The 16362-nt window shown below is 56.3% G+C and carries 11 protein-coding genes; 3 read left to right on the forward strand and 8 right to left on the reverse strand.

Translation table 11 applies throughout. The features are described from left to right. The first annotated feature begins 70 nt into the window (after positions 1-70). The 3 genes from argA (at position 71) to N5923_RS10560 (ending at position 2533) form a co-directional block, all read left to right on the forward strand. The gene (gene argA, locus N5923_RS10550; RefSeq protein ID WP_267143927.1) at positions 71-1417 is read left to right on the forward strand and encodes an amino-acid N-acetyltransferase; all 1347 of its coding nucleotides are present in this window, start codon (positions 71-73) and stop codon (positions 1415-1417) included. Positions 1418-1658: 241 nt separating this feature from the next. Further along, on the forward strand, positions 1659-1910 hold the full coding sequence (locus N5923_RS10555; protein ID WP_267143926.1) for a hypothetical protein: 252 nt from the start codon (positions 1659-1661) through the stop codon (positions 1908-1910). A gap of 59 nt (positions 1911-1969) precedes the next feature. After that, positions 1970-2533, forward strand: a complete 564-nt coding sequence (locus N5923_RS10560; protein ID WP_267143925.1) for a helix-turn-helix transcriptional regulator — start codon at positions 1970-1972, stop codon at positions 2531-2533. A 42-nt stretch (positions 2534-2575) separates the two neighbouring features. Here the strand turns inward: N5923_RS10560 and recD are convergent, their stop codons facing one another. From recD to N5923_RS10600, 8 genes are all read right to left on the reverse strand, one after another. Then, the gene (gene recD / locus N5923_RS10565; protein WP_267143924.1) at positions 2576-4411 is read right to left on the reverse strand and encodes an exodeoxyribonuclease V subunit alpha; all 1836 of its coding nucleotides are present in this window, start codon (positions 4409-4411) and stop codon (positions 2576-2578) included. Further along, the gene (gene recB, locus N5923_RS10570) at positions 4405-7950 is read right to left on the reverse strand and encodes an exodeoxyribonuclease V subunit beta (RefSeq protein WP_267143923.1); all 3546 of its coding nucleotides are present in this window, start codon (positions 7948-7950) and stop codon (positions 4405-4407) included. Before recB ends, recD begins: the two co-directional genes overlap by 7 nt. Next, on the reverse strand, positions 7947-10838 hold the full coding sequence (gene ptrA / locus N5923_RS10575) for a pitrilysin (protein WP_267143922.1): 2892 nt from the start codon (positions 10836-10838) through the stop codon (positions 7947-7949). Before ptrA ends, recB begins: the two co-directional genes overlap by 4 nt. Positions 10839-11004: 166 nt before the next feature. After that, positions 11005-14373, reverse strand: coding sequence for an exodeoxyribonuclease V subunit gamma (recC, locus tag N5923_RS10580; RefSeq protein WP_267143921.1), 3369 nt, complete (start codon positions 14371-14373; stop codon positions 11005-11007). Positions 14374-14476: 103 nt separating this feature from the next. Further along, positions 14477-14782: a prepilin-type N-terminal cleavage/methylation domain-containing protein gene (locus tag N5923_RS10585; RefSeq protein WP_267143920.1), complete on the reverse strand. Its 306-nt coding sequence runs from the start codon at positions 14780-14782 to the stop codon at positions 14477-14479. Beyond that, positions 14772-15209 carry a DUF2509 family protein gene (locus tag N5923_RS10590; RefSeq protein WP_267143919.1) on the reverse strand — a complete coding sequence of 146 codons (438 nt, stop codon included), beginning with the start codon at positions 15207-15209 and terminating at the stop codon, positions 14772-14774. Before N5923_RS10590 ends, N5923_RS10585 begins: the two co-directional genes overlap by 11 nt. After that, positions 15206-15757 carry a prepilin peptidase-dependent protein gene (locus tag N5923_RS10595; protein ID WP_407704439.1) on the reverse strand — a complete coding sequence of 184 codons (552 nt, stop codon included), beginning with the start codon at positions 15755-15757 and terminating at the stop codon, positions 15206-15208. Before N5923_RS10595 ends, N5923_RS10590 begins: the two co-directional genes overlap by 4 nt. Further along, on the reverse strand, positions 15748-16221 hold the full coding sequence (locus N5923_RS10600) for a prepilin peptidase-dependent protein (protein WP_267143952.1): 474 nt from the start codon (positions 16219-16221) through the stop codon (positions 15748-15750). Before N5923_RS10600 ends, N5923_RS10595 begins: the two co-directional genes overlap by 10 nt. Positions 16222-16362: the final 141 nt, after the last annotated feature.

The raw sequence follows: 16362 nt of genomic DNA on the forward strand, positions 1-16362 counted from the left end.
ATAACTAAGGATAATTGCCTCTTGCATCAGAGGCGATAAAAGAATAAAAATACAAAAATTTCGAATAAACATGCAAAGAGGGTTTGCCGTGAAGGAACGTAGTACTGAACTGGTTCAGGGTTTTCGCCACACCGTTCCCTATATCAATACGCACCGGGGTAAGACCTTTGTCATTATGCTCGGCGGCGAAGCGATAGAGCACCAAAACTTCTCCAGCATCGTCAATGATATCGGCCTGTTACACAGCCTCGGCATTCGCCTGGTGGTGGTGTATGGCGCGCGTCCGCAAATTGACGCTAACCTGGCTGAGCATCAGCTCGAACCGATTTATCATAAACATACACGTGTTACCGATGCGCATTCATTAGAGCTGGTAAAGCAGGCCGCCGGTCGCTTACAGCTGGATATTACCGCCCGCCTGTCGATGAGCCTGAATAATACGCCACTGCAGGGCGCGCATATCAATGTGGTCAGCGGCAACTTTATTATTGCCCAACCGCTGGGTATTGATGACGGCGTTGACTACTGTCATAGCGGGCGTATCCGCCGTATCGACGAAGAAGCGATTCATCGTCAGCTTGATAGCGGTGCGATTGTGCTGATGGGGCCAGTAGCGGTATCAGTTACTGGCGAAAGCTTTAACCTCACTTCTGAAGAAGTCGCCACCCAGCTGGCAATCAAGTTAAAAGCAGAAAAGATGATCGGCTTCTGCTCTGAGCAGGGGGTAACCGATGATGAAGGTAAAATTATCTCCGAACTGTTCCCCAACGACGCGCAGGCGCTGATCGAAGTGCAGGAAACAGAAGGTGATTACCTCTCCGGCACCGTGCGTTTTCTGCGTGGCGCGGTCAAAGCTTGCCGCAGCGGCGTGCGTCGCAGCCACCTGATCAGCTATCAGGAAGATGGCGCGCTGTTGCAGGAACTGTTCTCACGCGACGGTATTGGTACACAAATCGTGATGGAGTCCTCTGAGCAGATTCGTCGCGCCACCATTAACGATATCGGCGGCATTCTGGAGCTGATTCGTCCGCTGGAAGAACAGGGAATTCTGGTGCGCCGCTCACGCGAGCAGCTGGAGATGGAGATCGACAAATTCACCATTATCGAACGCGACAATCTGACTATCGCCTGCGCCGCACTCTACCCTTTCCCGGAAGAGAAGATCGGTGAAATGGCGTGTGTGGCGGTGCATCCCGATTATCGCAGCTCATCACGCGGTGAAGCGTTGTTAGAGCGCGTGGCGCTACAGGCGCGCCAGATGGGGCTGAAAAAGCTGTTTGTGCTGACCACCCGCAGTATTCACTGGTTCCAGGAACGGGGCTTCACGCCAGTGGATATTGAAGTGCTGCCGGAAAGTAAAAAGCAGATGTATAACTATCAGCGTCGCTCCAAAGTGCTGATGGCAGATTTGCGCTAGATTCCCTGCCCGGGCGGCGTTTTCGTCGCCCGCAATACAATGCTGAAAAATATTTACATAACTATCTGATCCTGCTCGAAAAACCCCATTGCCTTCATATGCTAATTTAAGCACATCGGTGACTGCTTCCAGCATGTCAGCCGTAACTGACGTGACTTGTGCGGCAAGGGAACTCTGCCATCAGCACCCTGAGTGTTGACACAAGTTCACACGTTGTCTATTATTAGCGCAACGGAGGCTAATGAAAAAGCATCCACATAAGGAAATACAGGCAGCGATCGATCATGCCGTGGCCAGTGGCTGGATTATTGTCGAGTGCAGCAGTAAAGCTCACCCGTTTTGTAAAATCCGCTGCGGCCTTGCGGGGCATACTGAACATATGCACAGTATCTGGTCGACACCAAAAAACCCCGAACATTTTGCCAGACAGATCATTCGTTATGTCAATAAATGCCTGCCTGAACAATGGAATACGCAAACTAAATTTTTTTGATTATCCCAAAGGCGGGGGTTATTACCGCCTTTTTAACATTAAAGGCAACAGGAGCCCGCATGGCATTCTATAACTTCACACTGACAGTCTCAGGCATTAATCTCGACACGGAAGGCCATGAAGATGCGCTTTTTGAGGCGGGTTGTGACGACGCGATGCTTAGCTACTATGGCAAAGCCATTTACCTCGAGTTTGAGCGCGATGCGCCATCGCTAAAAAATGCGATTGCCACTGCTATTCAGGATATTGAAGGTGCTGGCATCGGTGCTCGTGTTGAGTCTGTTGATTCCACCCTGGTCGGCCTGAGCGATATTGCAGAACTTTCAGATTTGTCACGCCAGGCGATTACCATGCTGAAAGATGGTACACGCGGCAAAGGTGATTTCCCCAATCCGATTCAGCGTATCACCGGTCAGTCACCGCTTTGGGATTGGGCTGAAGTGGCGCAATGGCTGGAAAATTGCGGCAGAATTGCGACAGATTCAGGGCTGGTGGAAAATGCCAGAGAGCTGAATAACTGGAATCTGGCGCTACGAATTCGCGCATCGAAAGAGCAGGCAAAAATTACAGAATGCCTCTTTATCCTCGAACAGCTGAAAGAGCAATTGCGCTTACAGGCATAATATCGATGGCTGTGGACTACGTGCTTACCATCCACAGACAGTTCACCAGCTAACCAACCGTTCCTGCAATCCACTGCGTCGCTGCGTGCGCACCTTTACTGCTTTCTTCCACACCGAATTATCAGCATAAAGCGTCAGCCGCGCGCGGGCGCGGGTGATCGCGGTATACACCAGCTCACGCGTCAGCACCGGCAGAAAATGGTTGGGTAGCACCAGCGCGGTATGTTCAAACTCCGACCCCTGCGATTTATGCACCGTCATGGCGAAAGCGGTATCGTGCGGCGGCAGGCGACTGGGTTGCACGGCTTTAATGGTGCCATCAGGCAGCGGAAAGAACACTTTTAGCTCGAACTCTTCATCACGCAGCGCAATACCAATATCGCCATTAAACAGGCCAAGGGTACGATCATTGCGGGCGATCATTACCGGACGCCCGGCATACCATTTGCCGCTGGCGGCAGGTGGACGCTGGATCAGTCGCTGATGATGCAGCGTCAGTTCGATACGTTCGTTCAGCCCCACCACGCCAAATGGCCCTTCGCGCAGCGCGCAGAGTAACTGATAGCGCGAAAACGCTGCCATCACCTGCTGTGGCGGCGCCTGCTGCGCAACCAGCTGCAGATAAGGACGGTATCCGGCCACACAGTCATTAAGCAGCTGCTGATAATCTTCAGCGCTGGCGAGCGGGTAACGTTCTATATCACGGTAATCAGCACTGAATACCGTTTCAGCGGCGCGCAGATCGCCAGCATTGACCGCCAGCGCCAGCTGGCCAATCCCCGATTGCTCATCAAAGCGGTAGCTTTTACGCAGCAGGCAGATGCTGTCACGAACCCCCGACGCCTGTGCGTCATGCCGTCCGTCAACCTGGCAACCGGTTAGCTGTGTCAGCTGCTGCGCGCGTTCGACGCTGTAACCCGCCTCGGCGCAACGACAGATATCCCCCAGCACCGCGCCAGCCTCCACCGATGCCAGCTGATCGCGGTCGCCAAGAAAAATCACCCGCGCCTGCTTTGGCAGCGCTGCAATCAGATTGGCCATCATTGGTAAATCGACCATCGACGCCTCATCCACGACCAGCACATCAAGGTGCAACGGGTTGCCCGCATGGTAGCGCATCCGCTGGCTATTCGGCTGCGCGCCCAGCAGCCGGTGTAAGGTAGTGGCTTCCGCCGGAAATTTTCGCTGCTCTTCATGGCTGAGATCCAGCCCGCGCAACGCTTTGCCCAGCGACTCGGTCAGCCGTGCTGCCGCTTTACCGGTCGGTGCGGCTAACTGAATGCGCAGCGGGCCAGGCGTCAGGCGGATCAGCGCCGCCAGTAATTTCGCTACCGTAGTGGTTTTACCGGTGCCAGGGCCGCCGGAAATCACCGATATCTTGCGGGTTATCGCCACCGCAGCTGCGATCTTCTGCCAGTCATCCGGCTGCTGACCAAACAGCTGATCGAGTACCGCACGCAGCACACTGGTATCAGCCACCTCAGACGCGGGTTCAGCAGCAATAAATGCCGCCACTTTACCTTCACCCTGCCACATACGGTTGAGATACAGGCGCTGCTGCTGCAATACCAGCGGGGTAGCAAGTGAGCCATCACTTACCGCTTCGCTGTTTAACAGCAAGGCGTGCCAGTCATCGGGCGCATCTGCCGCCTGCCAGATGGCCGCCGCCAGCTCGGGATGGCGCCCGGCAAACAGCGCAGCTTCAGTTAGTTGTGACAGCGGCAGGCAGACATGCCCCTCTCCGGCTTCGGCGCTAATCCACGCCGCCGCCAGCATCAGCGCCGGTTGCGATTCATCGGCCAGCATCCGCGCAAACTGCACATCCAGCGCGCGCAATAGCCGTTTCTCCACCGCCTGGCGCAATAGCTCTGTCAGCATGTCGCCTCCTGCGTGCTGGCAGCAAATAGCTGATCCAGCGCCGTCACAAATTCCACTGAAGGGCGGGTATGAAATACGCCATTTTCACTGGCGCTTCCGTCGACACCGCGTAAAAACAGATACAGCACGCCGCCAAAGTGATGCTGATAGTCATAATCCGCCAGCCGGTGGCGCAGATAGCGGTGCAGCGCCAGGGTATAAAGCTGATACTGCAAATCATAGCGATGCGCAATCATGGCCTGTTCCATCGCCTGCGGGGTATAGGCCGCACTCTCGTCGCCCAGCCAGTTAGATTTATAGTCCAGCAGGTAATATTTTCCCTGCCAGCAGAACACCAGATCGATAAAGCCTTTCAGCATGCCGCGCACCTGATGGAAATTGAGTTCAGGCGCCTGTGCTGACAGCGCATCATACTGACGCATGACTTTGTCGAGCGCAGGAGCAGTCAGCAGCGCATTTATTGGCAGATAAAACTGCAGTTCAACCTGCATCTGTTGCGGCTGCAACTTATTGAGGCTGACGCCGCTGTTATCAAGCGGTGTCGCCAGAATGCGTTCGACCCACTGCTCCAGCACCGGCAGCCACATCTCATCGTAACCCTGCTGCTGCAACTGTTGCTGCAACCATTCGCTGTTAAGCGGCTGGCTGAAATCGATATTCTCAAACAGGCTGTGCAGAAAAGTTCCCGGCGATGCGCCGCGGGGAAAGCTGTGCGGAGTAAGTGTTGGCTCACTCACCTGACCCGCTTCACCGGCGGCATCAACATCAAAACGCGGCGTCAGATCCAGTGCCATGGTGGATCCATGCTGCTGTAAACCGGAGTAGCTGGTTACGCGCCACTCATCACGCAGCGTGCGGCCAACCTGCCGGCTGCTGAGCAGTTGCTGATCCGCTAACGCAGGCTGCCAGGGGGTATTGTCGCTGACCTCTTCGCTGGTCAGCGCCATTACCTCACCCTCCAGCTGCTGCAATAACGCCAGCAGCTGTGCACTGTCAGCCTCCTCGCCGCGTTGCAGCAGGAAGCCGAGGGCGCTTTTATGCAGATCGCTGCTGCCCTCTTTCTTACGGTTGCCTTTTACCAGCGGCGCAATACCAATGCTGCAATGCCAGATGGAACGCGTCAGCGCCACATACAAAAGGCGTAAGTCCTCCGCCAGCCGCTCCTGTTCCGCCAGTTGCTGACTCTCTTCATCACCCTGCAGATCGAGCAGCGCCTGAAAGGTTTGCCGATCGTGATAAATACCGTTGGCCGCCTCACGGAAATTGGCGACAAAGGGCAGCCACACCAGCGAGTACTCCAGTCCTTTGGATTTATGGATGGTGACAATCTGCACCAGATGGCGGTCGCTTTCGAGCCGCAGCTGCTGGTTAGAGGCCTGGCTGTCAGGCTGGGCAATCTGCTGCGCCAGCCAGCGCACCAGCGCATGTTCGCTGTCGAGTTGGGTAGCGGCTTCCTGCAACAGTTCACCGAGATGCAGCAGATCGGTAAGCCGGCGCTCGCCGCTGTCCGACAGCAGTAAATTCTCGCCGATATGGCGCTTCACCATCAGCTCACGCAACATCGGCAGCACACCGCGCTTCAGCCAGTGCTGGCGATAATGGTCGAACTCATCCACCAGCTGATTCCAGGCGCGCTCATCCTGACTCAGACTATCGAGGGTTAGCGCATCCAGTCCAAGGATACTGGTCGCCAGCGCGCTACGCAGGGTGCGCTCCTGTTCCGGCGCCAGCACCGCCTGCAACAGCCACAACAGTTCACGCGCTTCCGGGGTGGAAAACACGCTGTCGCGATTGGAGAGATAGACCGAAGGAATATTCAGGCCGTTAAGCGCTTCACGCATCACCGCTGCTTCGCCATAACTGCGGACCAGAATAGTGATATCCGATGCCTGCACCGCACGCATTTTGTCGCCTCTGCCGATCAGCGCTTTACCCTGCTGGCCAGCGCTCAGCCAGTGACGGATCTCAGCCGCGCACTGGCGCGCCATATACTGCTGGTACTCACTGACGCCAATGCCACTACCCGGCTGCAGCCAGAAGCGCAACGCCGGTTGCGGCTGACCATCAACCGTAAAACGCAGCGCCTGATTGGGCGCTGCCGCTTGTACCGGCAGAAAGGGAATTTCGCGAAACAGAAACGGATTATCCAGCCGGGAAAACAGCTGGTTAACACTGGCGATCATCGATGGCGAGGAGCGCCAGTTCGTATCCAGCGTATAGTGCGCACTCACTTCGGAACGCGCTTTCATATAGGTGAAAATATCTGCGCCACGAAATGCATAGATTGCCTGTTTCGGGTCGCCAATCAGTAACAGCGCACTTTCCGGCTGCCCGACATACAGCGTGCGGAAAATCCGGTACTGTTGCGGATCGGTATCCTGGAATTCATCGATTAGCGCTACCGGATAGCGGTTACGGATGGTGCTGGCCAGCAGCGGCCCGCCGGGCTGCTGCAACGCCTCGTCAAACCGGCTAAGTAAATCATCAAACCCCAGTTGCGCGCGCAGGCGCTTCTCCTGGCGCGTGGCAAAGCGAATTTCCTGTAGCGCGCGGGCTATTACCAGATCGCGCAGCGACAGCGGCTCCGCCAGAAACAGCTCAACCGCGCTAAACAGCGCATGCCGCGGGGCTTCACCTTTTTTGGTCTTATCAAGCAGCGTGCTCTGTGCAAAGCGCTCCAGATCCTTCGGCACACTGTAAGTCTGCGTCTCTTCCTGCGCCCACTGACCGATTTTATCCAGCCAGTTCGGCAGGTGTTTACTGCTGTAGCTGCGTTTATCGACGCCGGAATCACTGATTAGCGCATGCAGTTCAGCCGCGGCGGCGAGCCATTGCGCTTTCAGTTTATTGATACGGGCAATCAGCTTTGCATGACGTTCACTTAGCGTCTCCTCCAGCGCCGGAGGATATTTCAGCGTGGGTGATTCACCCTGCAGCCAGGGTGACAGCGTTGACAGCAGCGCGTCCGGGCCACTCCACTCCGCCGCGACCACCTGCGCAATCGACAGCGGCAACGGGTAGCAGTGACGACGCCAGAAATCGGCGGTCGCCTGGCGGCGCAGCGTATGTTCATCCTCGATAAGCTGCTGTTCAAACAGCATGCCGGATTCAAAGGCATTGAGGTTCAGCATGCGCTGACAGAAACCATGAATGGTAAAAATTGCCGCTTCATCCATCTGCCGCTCCGCCGCCAGCAACATTGACGCAGCCTGTTGCAGATCATCGATTTGTGACAGCAGCTGTTGCAGCATCGGATCGTCAGTGACGCCGCGCACACAGGCGATACGCAGCTGATGAATATTGCTACGAATACGCCCGCGCAGTTCGGCGGTGGCGGCTTCGGTAAAGGTCACCACCAGTATCTCCTCCACCGACAGCGGACGCGGATAAGCCGCCTGCTGTCCGAGGCCCAGCAGCAATCGCAGGTAGAGCAGGCCAATGGTAAAGGTCTTACCGGTTCCCGCAGAAGCCTCAATCAGCCGCTCACCCGCCAGCGGCAGAGTTAAGGGGTCGAGGCGCTGCGGAATCGGATCACTCATTTTTTCTCACTCATCACCGGTAAAGTTTGTTGCAGGCTGGAGACATTTTCCCAGGTTTTAAAGCCTGCGCCTTTGGCATATTCCGGTCTGGCATGCTGAGTACCAGAGATTTGCGACATCAGCACCAGGCCCTGCTGTTTCATCACCCCATTATGGAAGAAGTCCGCCAGCTTCTCTGGCGTCAGCAGCTTAACCTGCTCGATCACTTTGTCACGGGTATCGAAGCGGTAATTTTCGCGGTCAAAATCTTTGGTAAAACGACCGGCTTCTTCATCCAGCGTTTGCGGACGCTGTTTCAGCTCGTTAATCATCGCCAGCTGATATTGCGCAAAATCCTCTTTGCTCATCGCGCGCAGGCGTTTTTCCGCCGTGGGATAGAATGCCTGATAACGCTGCAGCAGGTATGCCGGTTGCTTGCTGTTGCTCTGCAACAGGAAACCGATGCCCCACTGACGCCCGACCGGCATCTGGAAGGCAAACACCGCATAACCAAGTTGCTCTTCGGTGCGCAGCTGGTTGTAGAACCACGGCTGCACAATCTGGCTGAGCATCGCGCTGCTGGCAATGCTCTGATGCTCAGCATAGCCGGTTGGAATATAGACTGCTGCCAGCGCCGAATCGGTACTGCTGCCCGCCTTTTCGATATTCGCCAGCGTCGGCTTATCAACCGCAACATATTCACTGTGCCACCAGCTCTCGCCGCTGCACTTCAGCTGTCCACGCACGTCACGCGCCAGTGAACTGACCGCATCAGGCGTCATATTGCCCACCACCAGCATTTCCGGCGTGGCGTTTTCCAGCAGTTGCTTACGGTACTCAAGCAGCTCTTTCACCGTAATCGACTGCAATAACTTACGACGTTCGCTGCGCTCAGTATAAGGCAGCTGTGACAGCATCTGCACCGGCTGAATCGCCTGTTCAAACGCCTTGCCTTTATCCGCCGAATCCAGACGCTCGGTATACCAGGACTTTGCCTGCTCCAGCTGCGCCTCATCCGGCGTAAAGCTGGCGTAACCTTCCAGCAGGGTTTTCAGCAGCTTCGGCAGGCGCTGGGTGAAACCACTGGCGCTAAACATCACACCATCATCTTCGGTCGTCGAAAAGCTGATGCCCCCCACCGACGCCTGCGAACTCAGTTCATCCAGCGCCACACCTGCCAGATAGTCATTGAGGGCAAACAGCACCTGGCTGCGCGCGTCATTCATTGAGGCTTTATTACGCAGCGCCAGGGTGATATTGGCTTTTGGCTCATCAGCGTAGAACTGGCTCGGCATATAAAATACGCGCAGGCCGGGTTCGTTGATCAGCTCCTGCGGATGCTGCTGGCCTTTTTTATCGACAGGGATCAGGCTGAAATCATCCGGGATATAGGGGTTCAGTGCCGGTAGCGAGAGTGCAATGGCTTGCCCCTGCTTTTGCCAGTCCGCAAAGCGTTGTGGGGTGATTTTATCGACCTGATAAGGCGCTTCAACAAAGTATGCGCGCTTATTGTGTGGCTCTTTCGGGCTGATATACCAGATACGTGCATTTTCCGGCGTCATACCCTGCAAACGCTGTTCAATCGCCTGAGCATCGTATTGATCAGCGATGTAAGGCGCATCCAGCGTATGCTCTACCGGCACACGTAACATGGTATCCACCAGCCATTCGATATAGTCCATATCGCGGGTGATCGACGGATAACGGAAATCGAGATCCAGCACATGCGAGACTTCATCAAAGTAGCGTTTATCAACACCATCCTGGCGCAGCATATTGATATAGCTGAATACCGCCGCCACCACCTGATCGCGATTCGCCAGGCCTTTATCGGTCAGGGAAACCGAAATGGCAAAGATTCCGCCATTACGATCGATCACCGGATCGGCGCCGGCACTGATCGAATCCGCCAGGCCGCTTTTCTGTAACCAGTCGGACAGCGTATTTTTGCTGCGGTTGCCAATCAGATAGCCGATCAGCGTATCGGTTTTACTGCGGAATTTATCGCTGTTGTTATCGATGCGGAATTCGATTTTTAACTGCTTACGCGGCTGAGCAGGCACATAGTGAATGATGATGCCTTTCTGTTGATCCGTCGCCGCTGGCACCGTAATCTGCGGTACGCTGGCCTGACGATTTGCTACGCGGCCATAAGTCTTCACCGCGATCTGCGCCATTTCCGGCAGCGGTTTATTGCTGTAGATCACCGCCTTCATCAGATTGGCCGAATAGTAGCGCTGATAAAACGCCGTCAACGCATCATGCAGTTTGCTGCCGGGTTTATCACGCAGGGTATCCAGGTTGCCACCGGAGAAGCGGGCGCTCGGATGTTGCGGGTTCAGGGTTTCCGCCCCCACCTGCGCCATGCGCAGTCCGTCACGCGAACGCGCCATAGTCAGCTCGGCATTCACCGCATTACGTTCGCGATCGGCATTTACCGTATCCAGCAGCGGCTCGGCGATGGCATCTGCCAGCCGATCGGTTGCCGGTTCCAGCGCATCATTTTCCACTTCCAGATAGAAAGCGGTGCGATACGACGCGGTGCTGGCGTTATGGCTGCCGCCATGTTTTTTAAGGAATTCAGCAAGGTTATCAGGCTGCGGATAATGCTTTGAGCCCATTAACACCATATGTTCGAGGTAATGCGCCAGCCCCAGCTGATTATCGGGATCTTCCAGTGAACCGATCGGCACCGCCAGCGAGGTCAGGGATTTGGGCGCCAGCTTGTCAGACACCAGCAGAACCGTCATACCATTTTCCAGTTTGATTGCCTGGTACTGACGCGGGTCCTTTTCGCTTTTACGAATAGTTTCGGCCATCGGCTGCCAGCCGTTCGCTGCCTGCGAAAAATGACTCCAGAAGGTAAAGCAAAAAAACAGACTCGTAATCCAGACAACGTGCTTACGCATTCAAACCCCTCAACAATTGCGCCTGTGTGTACGCCGCAAAATAAGTACCACAAAAAAGTAAGTCTGTTACAAAGTAACACCATACCTGGAGTAATTGAAGTTGCCGCTACGGTGACAACCTCCAGGGACGGCGTTATCGCCGCCCGTGCTTGCAGATAGCGCGAACTCAGCGCTGGTTAAAGCGCAGTAGTGGCAACAGCCAGCTCTCTGCCTCACGACAAATATGACGCAACTGCTCCTCATCCAGCACGCGGAACAGTCGTTGCAGACAGGGATCGCTGCCCTCGCCTTCCAGCTGATAATTACCCTGCCAGGCCTGCAACAGTTTCACCCGCGCCTTCGCCTGAGTGGCATCATCCAGCAACAGGGAGTCGCTTTTCTCGTCATAGCTGGCAGCCAGCCAGGCGCCGCCGGTTTTTGCCAGCAGTAACAGCGGTGCCGACATGCCCTGCCGATACCCGTCGATAAAGCGCGTCAGCCATTCAGTTGCCGCTTCAGGGTCAATGGCATCAAAGGCCCACTGGCTCTCTTTACGGCCGTACATCCGGCTGCGGCCGACGCCGCCCATCCGGCAATACACCAGGTGTTCCAGCCACAGGGTCAGGCCATCGTTAAAATTCAGTACGCCCGGACGCCAGCGCAGTAAACCATCGCTCTGCACCTGCGGCAGCCAGCCGCTGAGCTGCACCTCACCGATCTGCAGATTGATCTCCCAGCTTTCGCTGCTCAGCCGCTGTTCACGCACCAGGTCCGCCAGCGTGACCATCTCATCGCGCTGCGCCTGCCAGAACAGCTGGCCAAAGGCGCCATAGGGCAGATCGCCAGCCGCACGGTGATAAGCAAACAGCTGATCGCCATCTTTGCCATCAATCAGCGCATTAAGTAACTGCGCGTTAATCTGGTAACGCCCGAGGCTGTCGAGCTCGAAGGGTTCAGCATCGGGCAGTTCGGTCTCTTCAAGACTGAAACCGACGCCCAGTCGCATACTAAAAAAGGCGCGCACCGGATGGCGCCAGAAACGCACCAGCTGATCGAAATTCAGTTCAGTCAGTTCCGGCGCGGGCAGCGCCTGCATAAACGGCGGATGTGGCTCGCCGCGGCCACTGGCCGCGGGCAGCCACTCGGCGGCAAAGCTGCGGAACTCGGCATCCTGCGTGAAATTTTCGGCGGCAAACGGCATGCGGCTGTGCAGATGTTGCAGATGCTCCCGCACCCGCTGCGCGCTGCGGTCGACATCCAGCTGTTCATCCCCAGGCAGGCAAAAACTTTGCGCAATGTAATCGACTAACTCACTGACCAGCACCGAAGGATAGCGTTGTGAATTATCCTGAATTGAGCGACCGATATAGCTGATATACAGCTGTTTCTGCGCCGACAGCAGCGCTTCAAGAAACAGATAGCGGTCATCATCGCGACGGCTGCGGTCGCCTTTACGCGGTTGCTGGCTCATTAAATCAAAGCCCAGCGGCGGCAACGTGCGCGGATAGACGCCATCGTTCATTCCCAGCAGGCATACCACTTTAAACGGGATCGAGCGCATCGGCATCAGGGTACAGAAGTTGACCGGTCCGGCGAGAAAGCGCTGGCTGATGCGCTGCTGATCGAGACGCGACGACAGCTCATCACGCAGCAGCGTCAGCGGCACCACCTGCTGATACTGCGCCTGAATACCAAAGGTAATCGCCTGCTGCCACTGCTCTTCAATCAGCGCTAACGCCGCTTCGGTATTAGCATCCGCGACAAAGAAATCGTCCAGTAGCTGACGACACTGCGGTAACCACGCATCCAGCGCGCGCGTCTGCGACAGGCGCTGACGCCACTGGTTCAGCTGCATCAGCAGTTCCGCCAGGTTACCCGCCAGTTCCGCAATCAGGCCGCTGGATTCGTCGTAGGGCAATATGCCCTGCCAGTCACCGGACTCACTCTCCATGGCGTAGCCCAGCAGCATGCGCGTAATACCGAAATGCCAGGTGTGCTGGCCGGTGGCGGGCAGCGCCAGATCGCGCACATTATCATCATCCAGTCCCCAGCGAATGCCGGATTCCGCCACCCACTGACGCAGACGGCGCAGGCCTGGTTCATCGATATTAAAGCGTGCCGCCAGCGCCGGAACCTCCAGCAGCGCCAGCACTTCTTCGCTGGCAAAGCGGCTGTCCGGCAGGCTGAGTAAGCTGAGAAAGGCCTGCAAGGCCGGATGCGCCTGGCTGGCACGTCGGTCAGAGATGGCAAACGGCAGAAAACGCTCACTTGTGGCATTGCCGAACACAGCCTGAATAAACGGCGTATAGGCGTCGATATCGGCGACCATCACAATAATATCGCGCGGCGAGAGTTCAGGATTGTCCGCCATCATCGCCAGCAGACGATCCTGCAGCACTTCCACTTCGCGCTGTGGGCTGTGGCAGATATGCAGCGCAATCGAGCGATCTTCCGGCTGTAACAACCGTTTCTGCTCGCTGGTAGCCAGTTCCTCAGCGGTGATACCGATAACCGCTTTATCGTCCAGCTCCAGCATATCGCACTGCACCGCCTGCAACAGCGAATCGGCCGCGACATCGACAAAGGCATCGATCTCCTGCGCTTCCATCTGCGCCAGTAAGAACAGGTTGTCGCGACCCAGTTTTCCCCAGGAGGCCAGTAGTGGATTGCTCAGCTGCTGTTCACCGGCGGCATCAAACAGTGACGCGGCGTTAGCCGCATCGCGAAACAGTCCACTCTCGCCCGATTGCTGGAAATGGCGACGACGGCGACTTTGCAGTTTAGCCAGAAAACCGTAGTCCTGAATATCGCCCCAGTAATGGCGACAGGGATTAGTGAACAGCAGATGGATATCAATATGTTTGCCAAGCGCCTGCAGCGCCTGTAAGTAGACCGGCGGTAACGCCGAGATGCCGCAGATAAACACCCGGTCCGGCAGGCCAGCCGGACGTTCACTGCTCTGCTCCAGCCGCGAGATAAAGCGAGCATAGAGGTTGGCGCGATGCCACTCCGGCTGTGCCAGCTGGCGGGTATACTCCACCAGCGCCGCCCACAGCGGCGCCTGCCACTGCTGCGCTTCTCCAATTCCCTCCAGCAGCTCGCCTTTTTCCCAGCTGTTTAGCCAGTCCGAACGGTAAACCAGATACTGGTCAAACAGGTCGGCAACGCGTGCCGCCAGCTGGAACAGCTTACGTTTATCATCGTCATCGGTAAGATAGTGGTTCAGCGCAGTAAACTCGGGACGCGTCAGCATCTCCGGCAGCAACGTCATCAGCTTCCAGCTCATGCTGGCTTTATTAAAGGCGCTCTCTTTAGGAATATCGGGCAGTACGCGCACAAACATATCCCAGATAAAACTGGCGGGCAGCGGGAATTCAATATTGGCGGCGATACCAAAATGTTCGGCCAGCGACATCTGTAGCCACTGCGCCATCCCCGGGCTCTGCACCAGCACCACTTCAGACTGAAAAGGATCGCGTAACGGTTGGTTTTCAATATGATAAGCCGCCAGCGATTTTAATAAATCAAGCTGGTTGGAGTGGTAAACCGTAAACATCGTTGCTCCTGTTCAATCCTGCTAATGCGCGCCGCTGGCGTCGACACTGTAACCCGGATATAGCGCGAAGCAAACGCACGATCACGCATTTTACGCCGTAATATCAGGGTTCACAGCGCAAGGTGGTCAGCTGCGCTTCACGCCCCAGCGGTCCACGGGCCTGTGCACTGAGTAACTGACAACCGCCCGGTCCGGGCTGCGCCAGCAGTTGCGTCTGCCAGCCATCAACCGCCTGCCCCTCAATACGTTGCGCGGCATAACGCCATGCCTGGCGCTGCTGCCATTGCTGGGCAAAGCCTTGCGTCAGCACCCGCTGATACTGCATTAGCACGGTTAAACTCAGGCTAAATAGCAGCAGTGCAAACAGCACTTCGGCCAGACTGAAGCCCTGCTGCCGCTCAGAGGACATCGGGATCGCATTCCGTAGCATCATTCAGTGGGCAGAAATCAATCCAGCCGTGGGCCAGCGGCAGAACACGCCCCTGTACGGCCGGATCGGACTGAACCCAGCGCCAGAGCGTTAATGCAGGCCCGGCGTCGATAAGATGTTCACCACGCAGCAATCCGCGCTGGGGATTGGCGCTATTCAGACAGACACGCCACTGCTGCTGTGGCTCTGTCTGACACTGCCATCCGCTGTTTTCTGACCACCAGAGTGTACTGCCCCAGGCCAGCGCGCCCTGCGCAGCATAAAAATCGATAATATGTCGCCGCTCATGGGCTACCAGCGACAACGAAGCCGCAAGCTGCTGGCGTGTGGCATGCAACAGCGCGGTTCCTAATAGTAAGATCATCACCACCATACTTAATGCCCCGCTTCCCTGTTGTTGGCTCATGGCAAATTCATTCCGTCTGTCCACTGTTCCAGCGCAACCGCGCGCGCAGGCATGCCCGGGTGATAACCACCCAGTCTGAGTTTAATCGTGCGGTTATCGCGCAACGCATAAAACTGGGTCAGGGTGACGACCTGTGGGTCGGTAAGACGCTCCCAGCCGCTACCTTCACAACTACTGACGCCGCGCTGCATTTCAAGGTTCTCATTACGTAAGCGATAGCCATAAAACTCGCTTTCCGCATGTGCGGGTTCCTCCCAGCGGCCATTGCTGTTTTCGTCCCATCGAATCAGTATGCAGCGCCCGCTATCGGCAATCTGCAACCCCTCGCCGCTACACTGGCCATTGCAGTAACCGGCGCGGCGCACCGCTTTCTCCAGTGTCATCATCAGTTGTTGTAGTTCTTCATCAAGATGTATTTGCGTCATCAGCTGGATATTCTGCCCCTGAAGCTGCGGCAACAGCCGCATGGCACCCAGCATCAGCACCCCACTGAGCGCCATGGCGATCAGCATTTCAATCAGGCTGAATCCTTGCATTTTCACTGACAGTTCCCCTGCTCTTCAGGTTTACACAGGCGGATCCGTGCCCGCGCGGAGACGATAATCCGCCAGTTGCCCGCGCCATTGGCAAATTCAATATTGCCCGCCCGCGCCACGCTGCGTTTGCCATAGAACCCCATCCCTTGGGTGATATTCAGCAGCTGAACATCGGCATGGGGCGCAATCAGCTGGTCGCGTCGTCCGTTTTCACAGGCGCCATCAGGCATCACGCCGCTGCCGAGACACCAGCGCTCTCCTGGTTTCAGCCACAACACCTGTTCGCTGTTGTGCCAGTTAGCCCAGGCGCGCAGCTGATGCAGAAAATGCTGGATCTGCAGCGCGGTCTCCGTCAGTCGCTGCTGCTGTTGCCAGCGCACCCAGCCCGCCACAGCGCTGACGCCAAGGATGCCGGCGATCACCAGCACGATAAGCAGTTCCGGCAAGGTATAACCTTGTGTGTATTGAGTTTTCATCATCGGTAATGTGGCGCAGAACCTGGCAGGATACGAGCAGCAGTCACGCAGTTATCGGCATCGCTCGGGATAAAACGTCCTCTTTTACAGCCTGTCGCACGCGGCTTTGATCCCGCTTCCAGTTTTGCCGCTGAAATATGC

The organism is Winslowiella arboricola (assembly GCF_025527015.1).
Lineage (GTDB): Bacteria > Pseudomonadota > Gammaproteobacteria > Enterobacterales > Enterobacteriaceae > Erwinia > Erwinia arboricola.

What these genes read in the sequence shown, in the direction of transcription:
- N5923_RS10555 (WP_267143926.1), top strand. Translation starts at nt 1,659, where the DNA reads ATGAAAAAGCATCCACATAAGGAAATACAGGCAGCGATCGATCATGCC.
- N5923_RS10585 (WP_267143920.1), bottom strand. Translation starts at nt 14,782, where the DNA reads ATGTCCTCTGAGCGGCAGCAGGGCTTCAGTCTGGCCGAAGTGCTGTTT.
- N5923_RS10560 (WP_267143925.1), top strand. Translation starts at nt 1,970, where the DNA reads ATGGCATTCTATAACTTCACACTGACAGTCTCAGGCATTAATCTCGAC.
- N5923_RS10590 (WP_267143919.1), bottom strand. Translation starts at nt 15,209, where the DNA reads ATGAGCCAACAACAGGGAAGCGGGGCATTAAGTATGGTGGTGATGATC.
- recB (WP_267143923.1), bottom strand. Translation starts at nt 7,950, where the DNA reads ATGAGTGATCCGATTCCGCAGCGCCTCGACCCCTTAACTCTGCCGCTG.
- argA (WP_267143927.1), top strand. Translation starts at nt 71, where the DNA reads ATGCAAAGAGGGTTTGCCGTGAAGGAACGTAGTACTGAACTGGTTCAG.
- recC (WP_267143921.1), bottom strand. Translation starts at nt 14,373, where the DNA reads ATGTTTACGGTTTACCACTCCAACCAGCTTGATTTATTAAAATCGCTG.
- ptrA (WP_267143922.1), bottom strand. Translation starts at nt 10,838, where the DNA reads ATGCGTAAGCACGTTGTCTGGATTACGAGTCTGTTTTTTTGCTTTACC.
- recD (WP_267143924.1), bottom strand. Translation starts at nt 4,411, where the DNA reads ATGCTGACAGAGCTATTGCGCCAGGCGGTGGAGAAACGGCTATTGCGC.
- N5923_RS10600 (WP_267143952.1), bottom strand. Translation starts at nt 16,221, where the DNA reads ATGAAAACTCAATACACACAAGGTTATACCTTGCCGGAACTGCTTATC.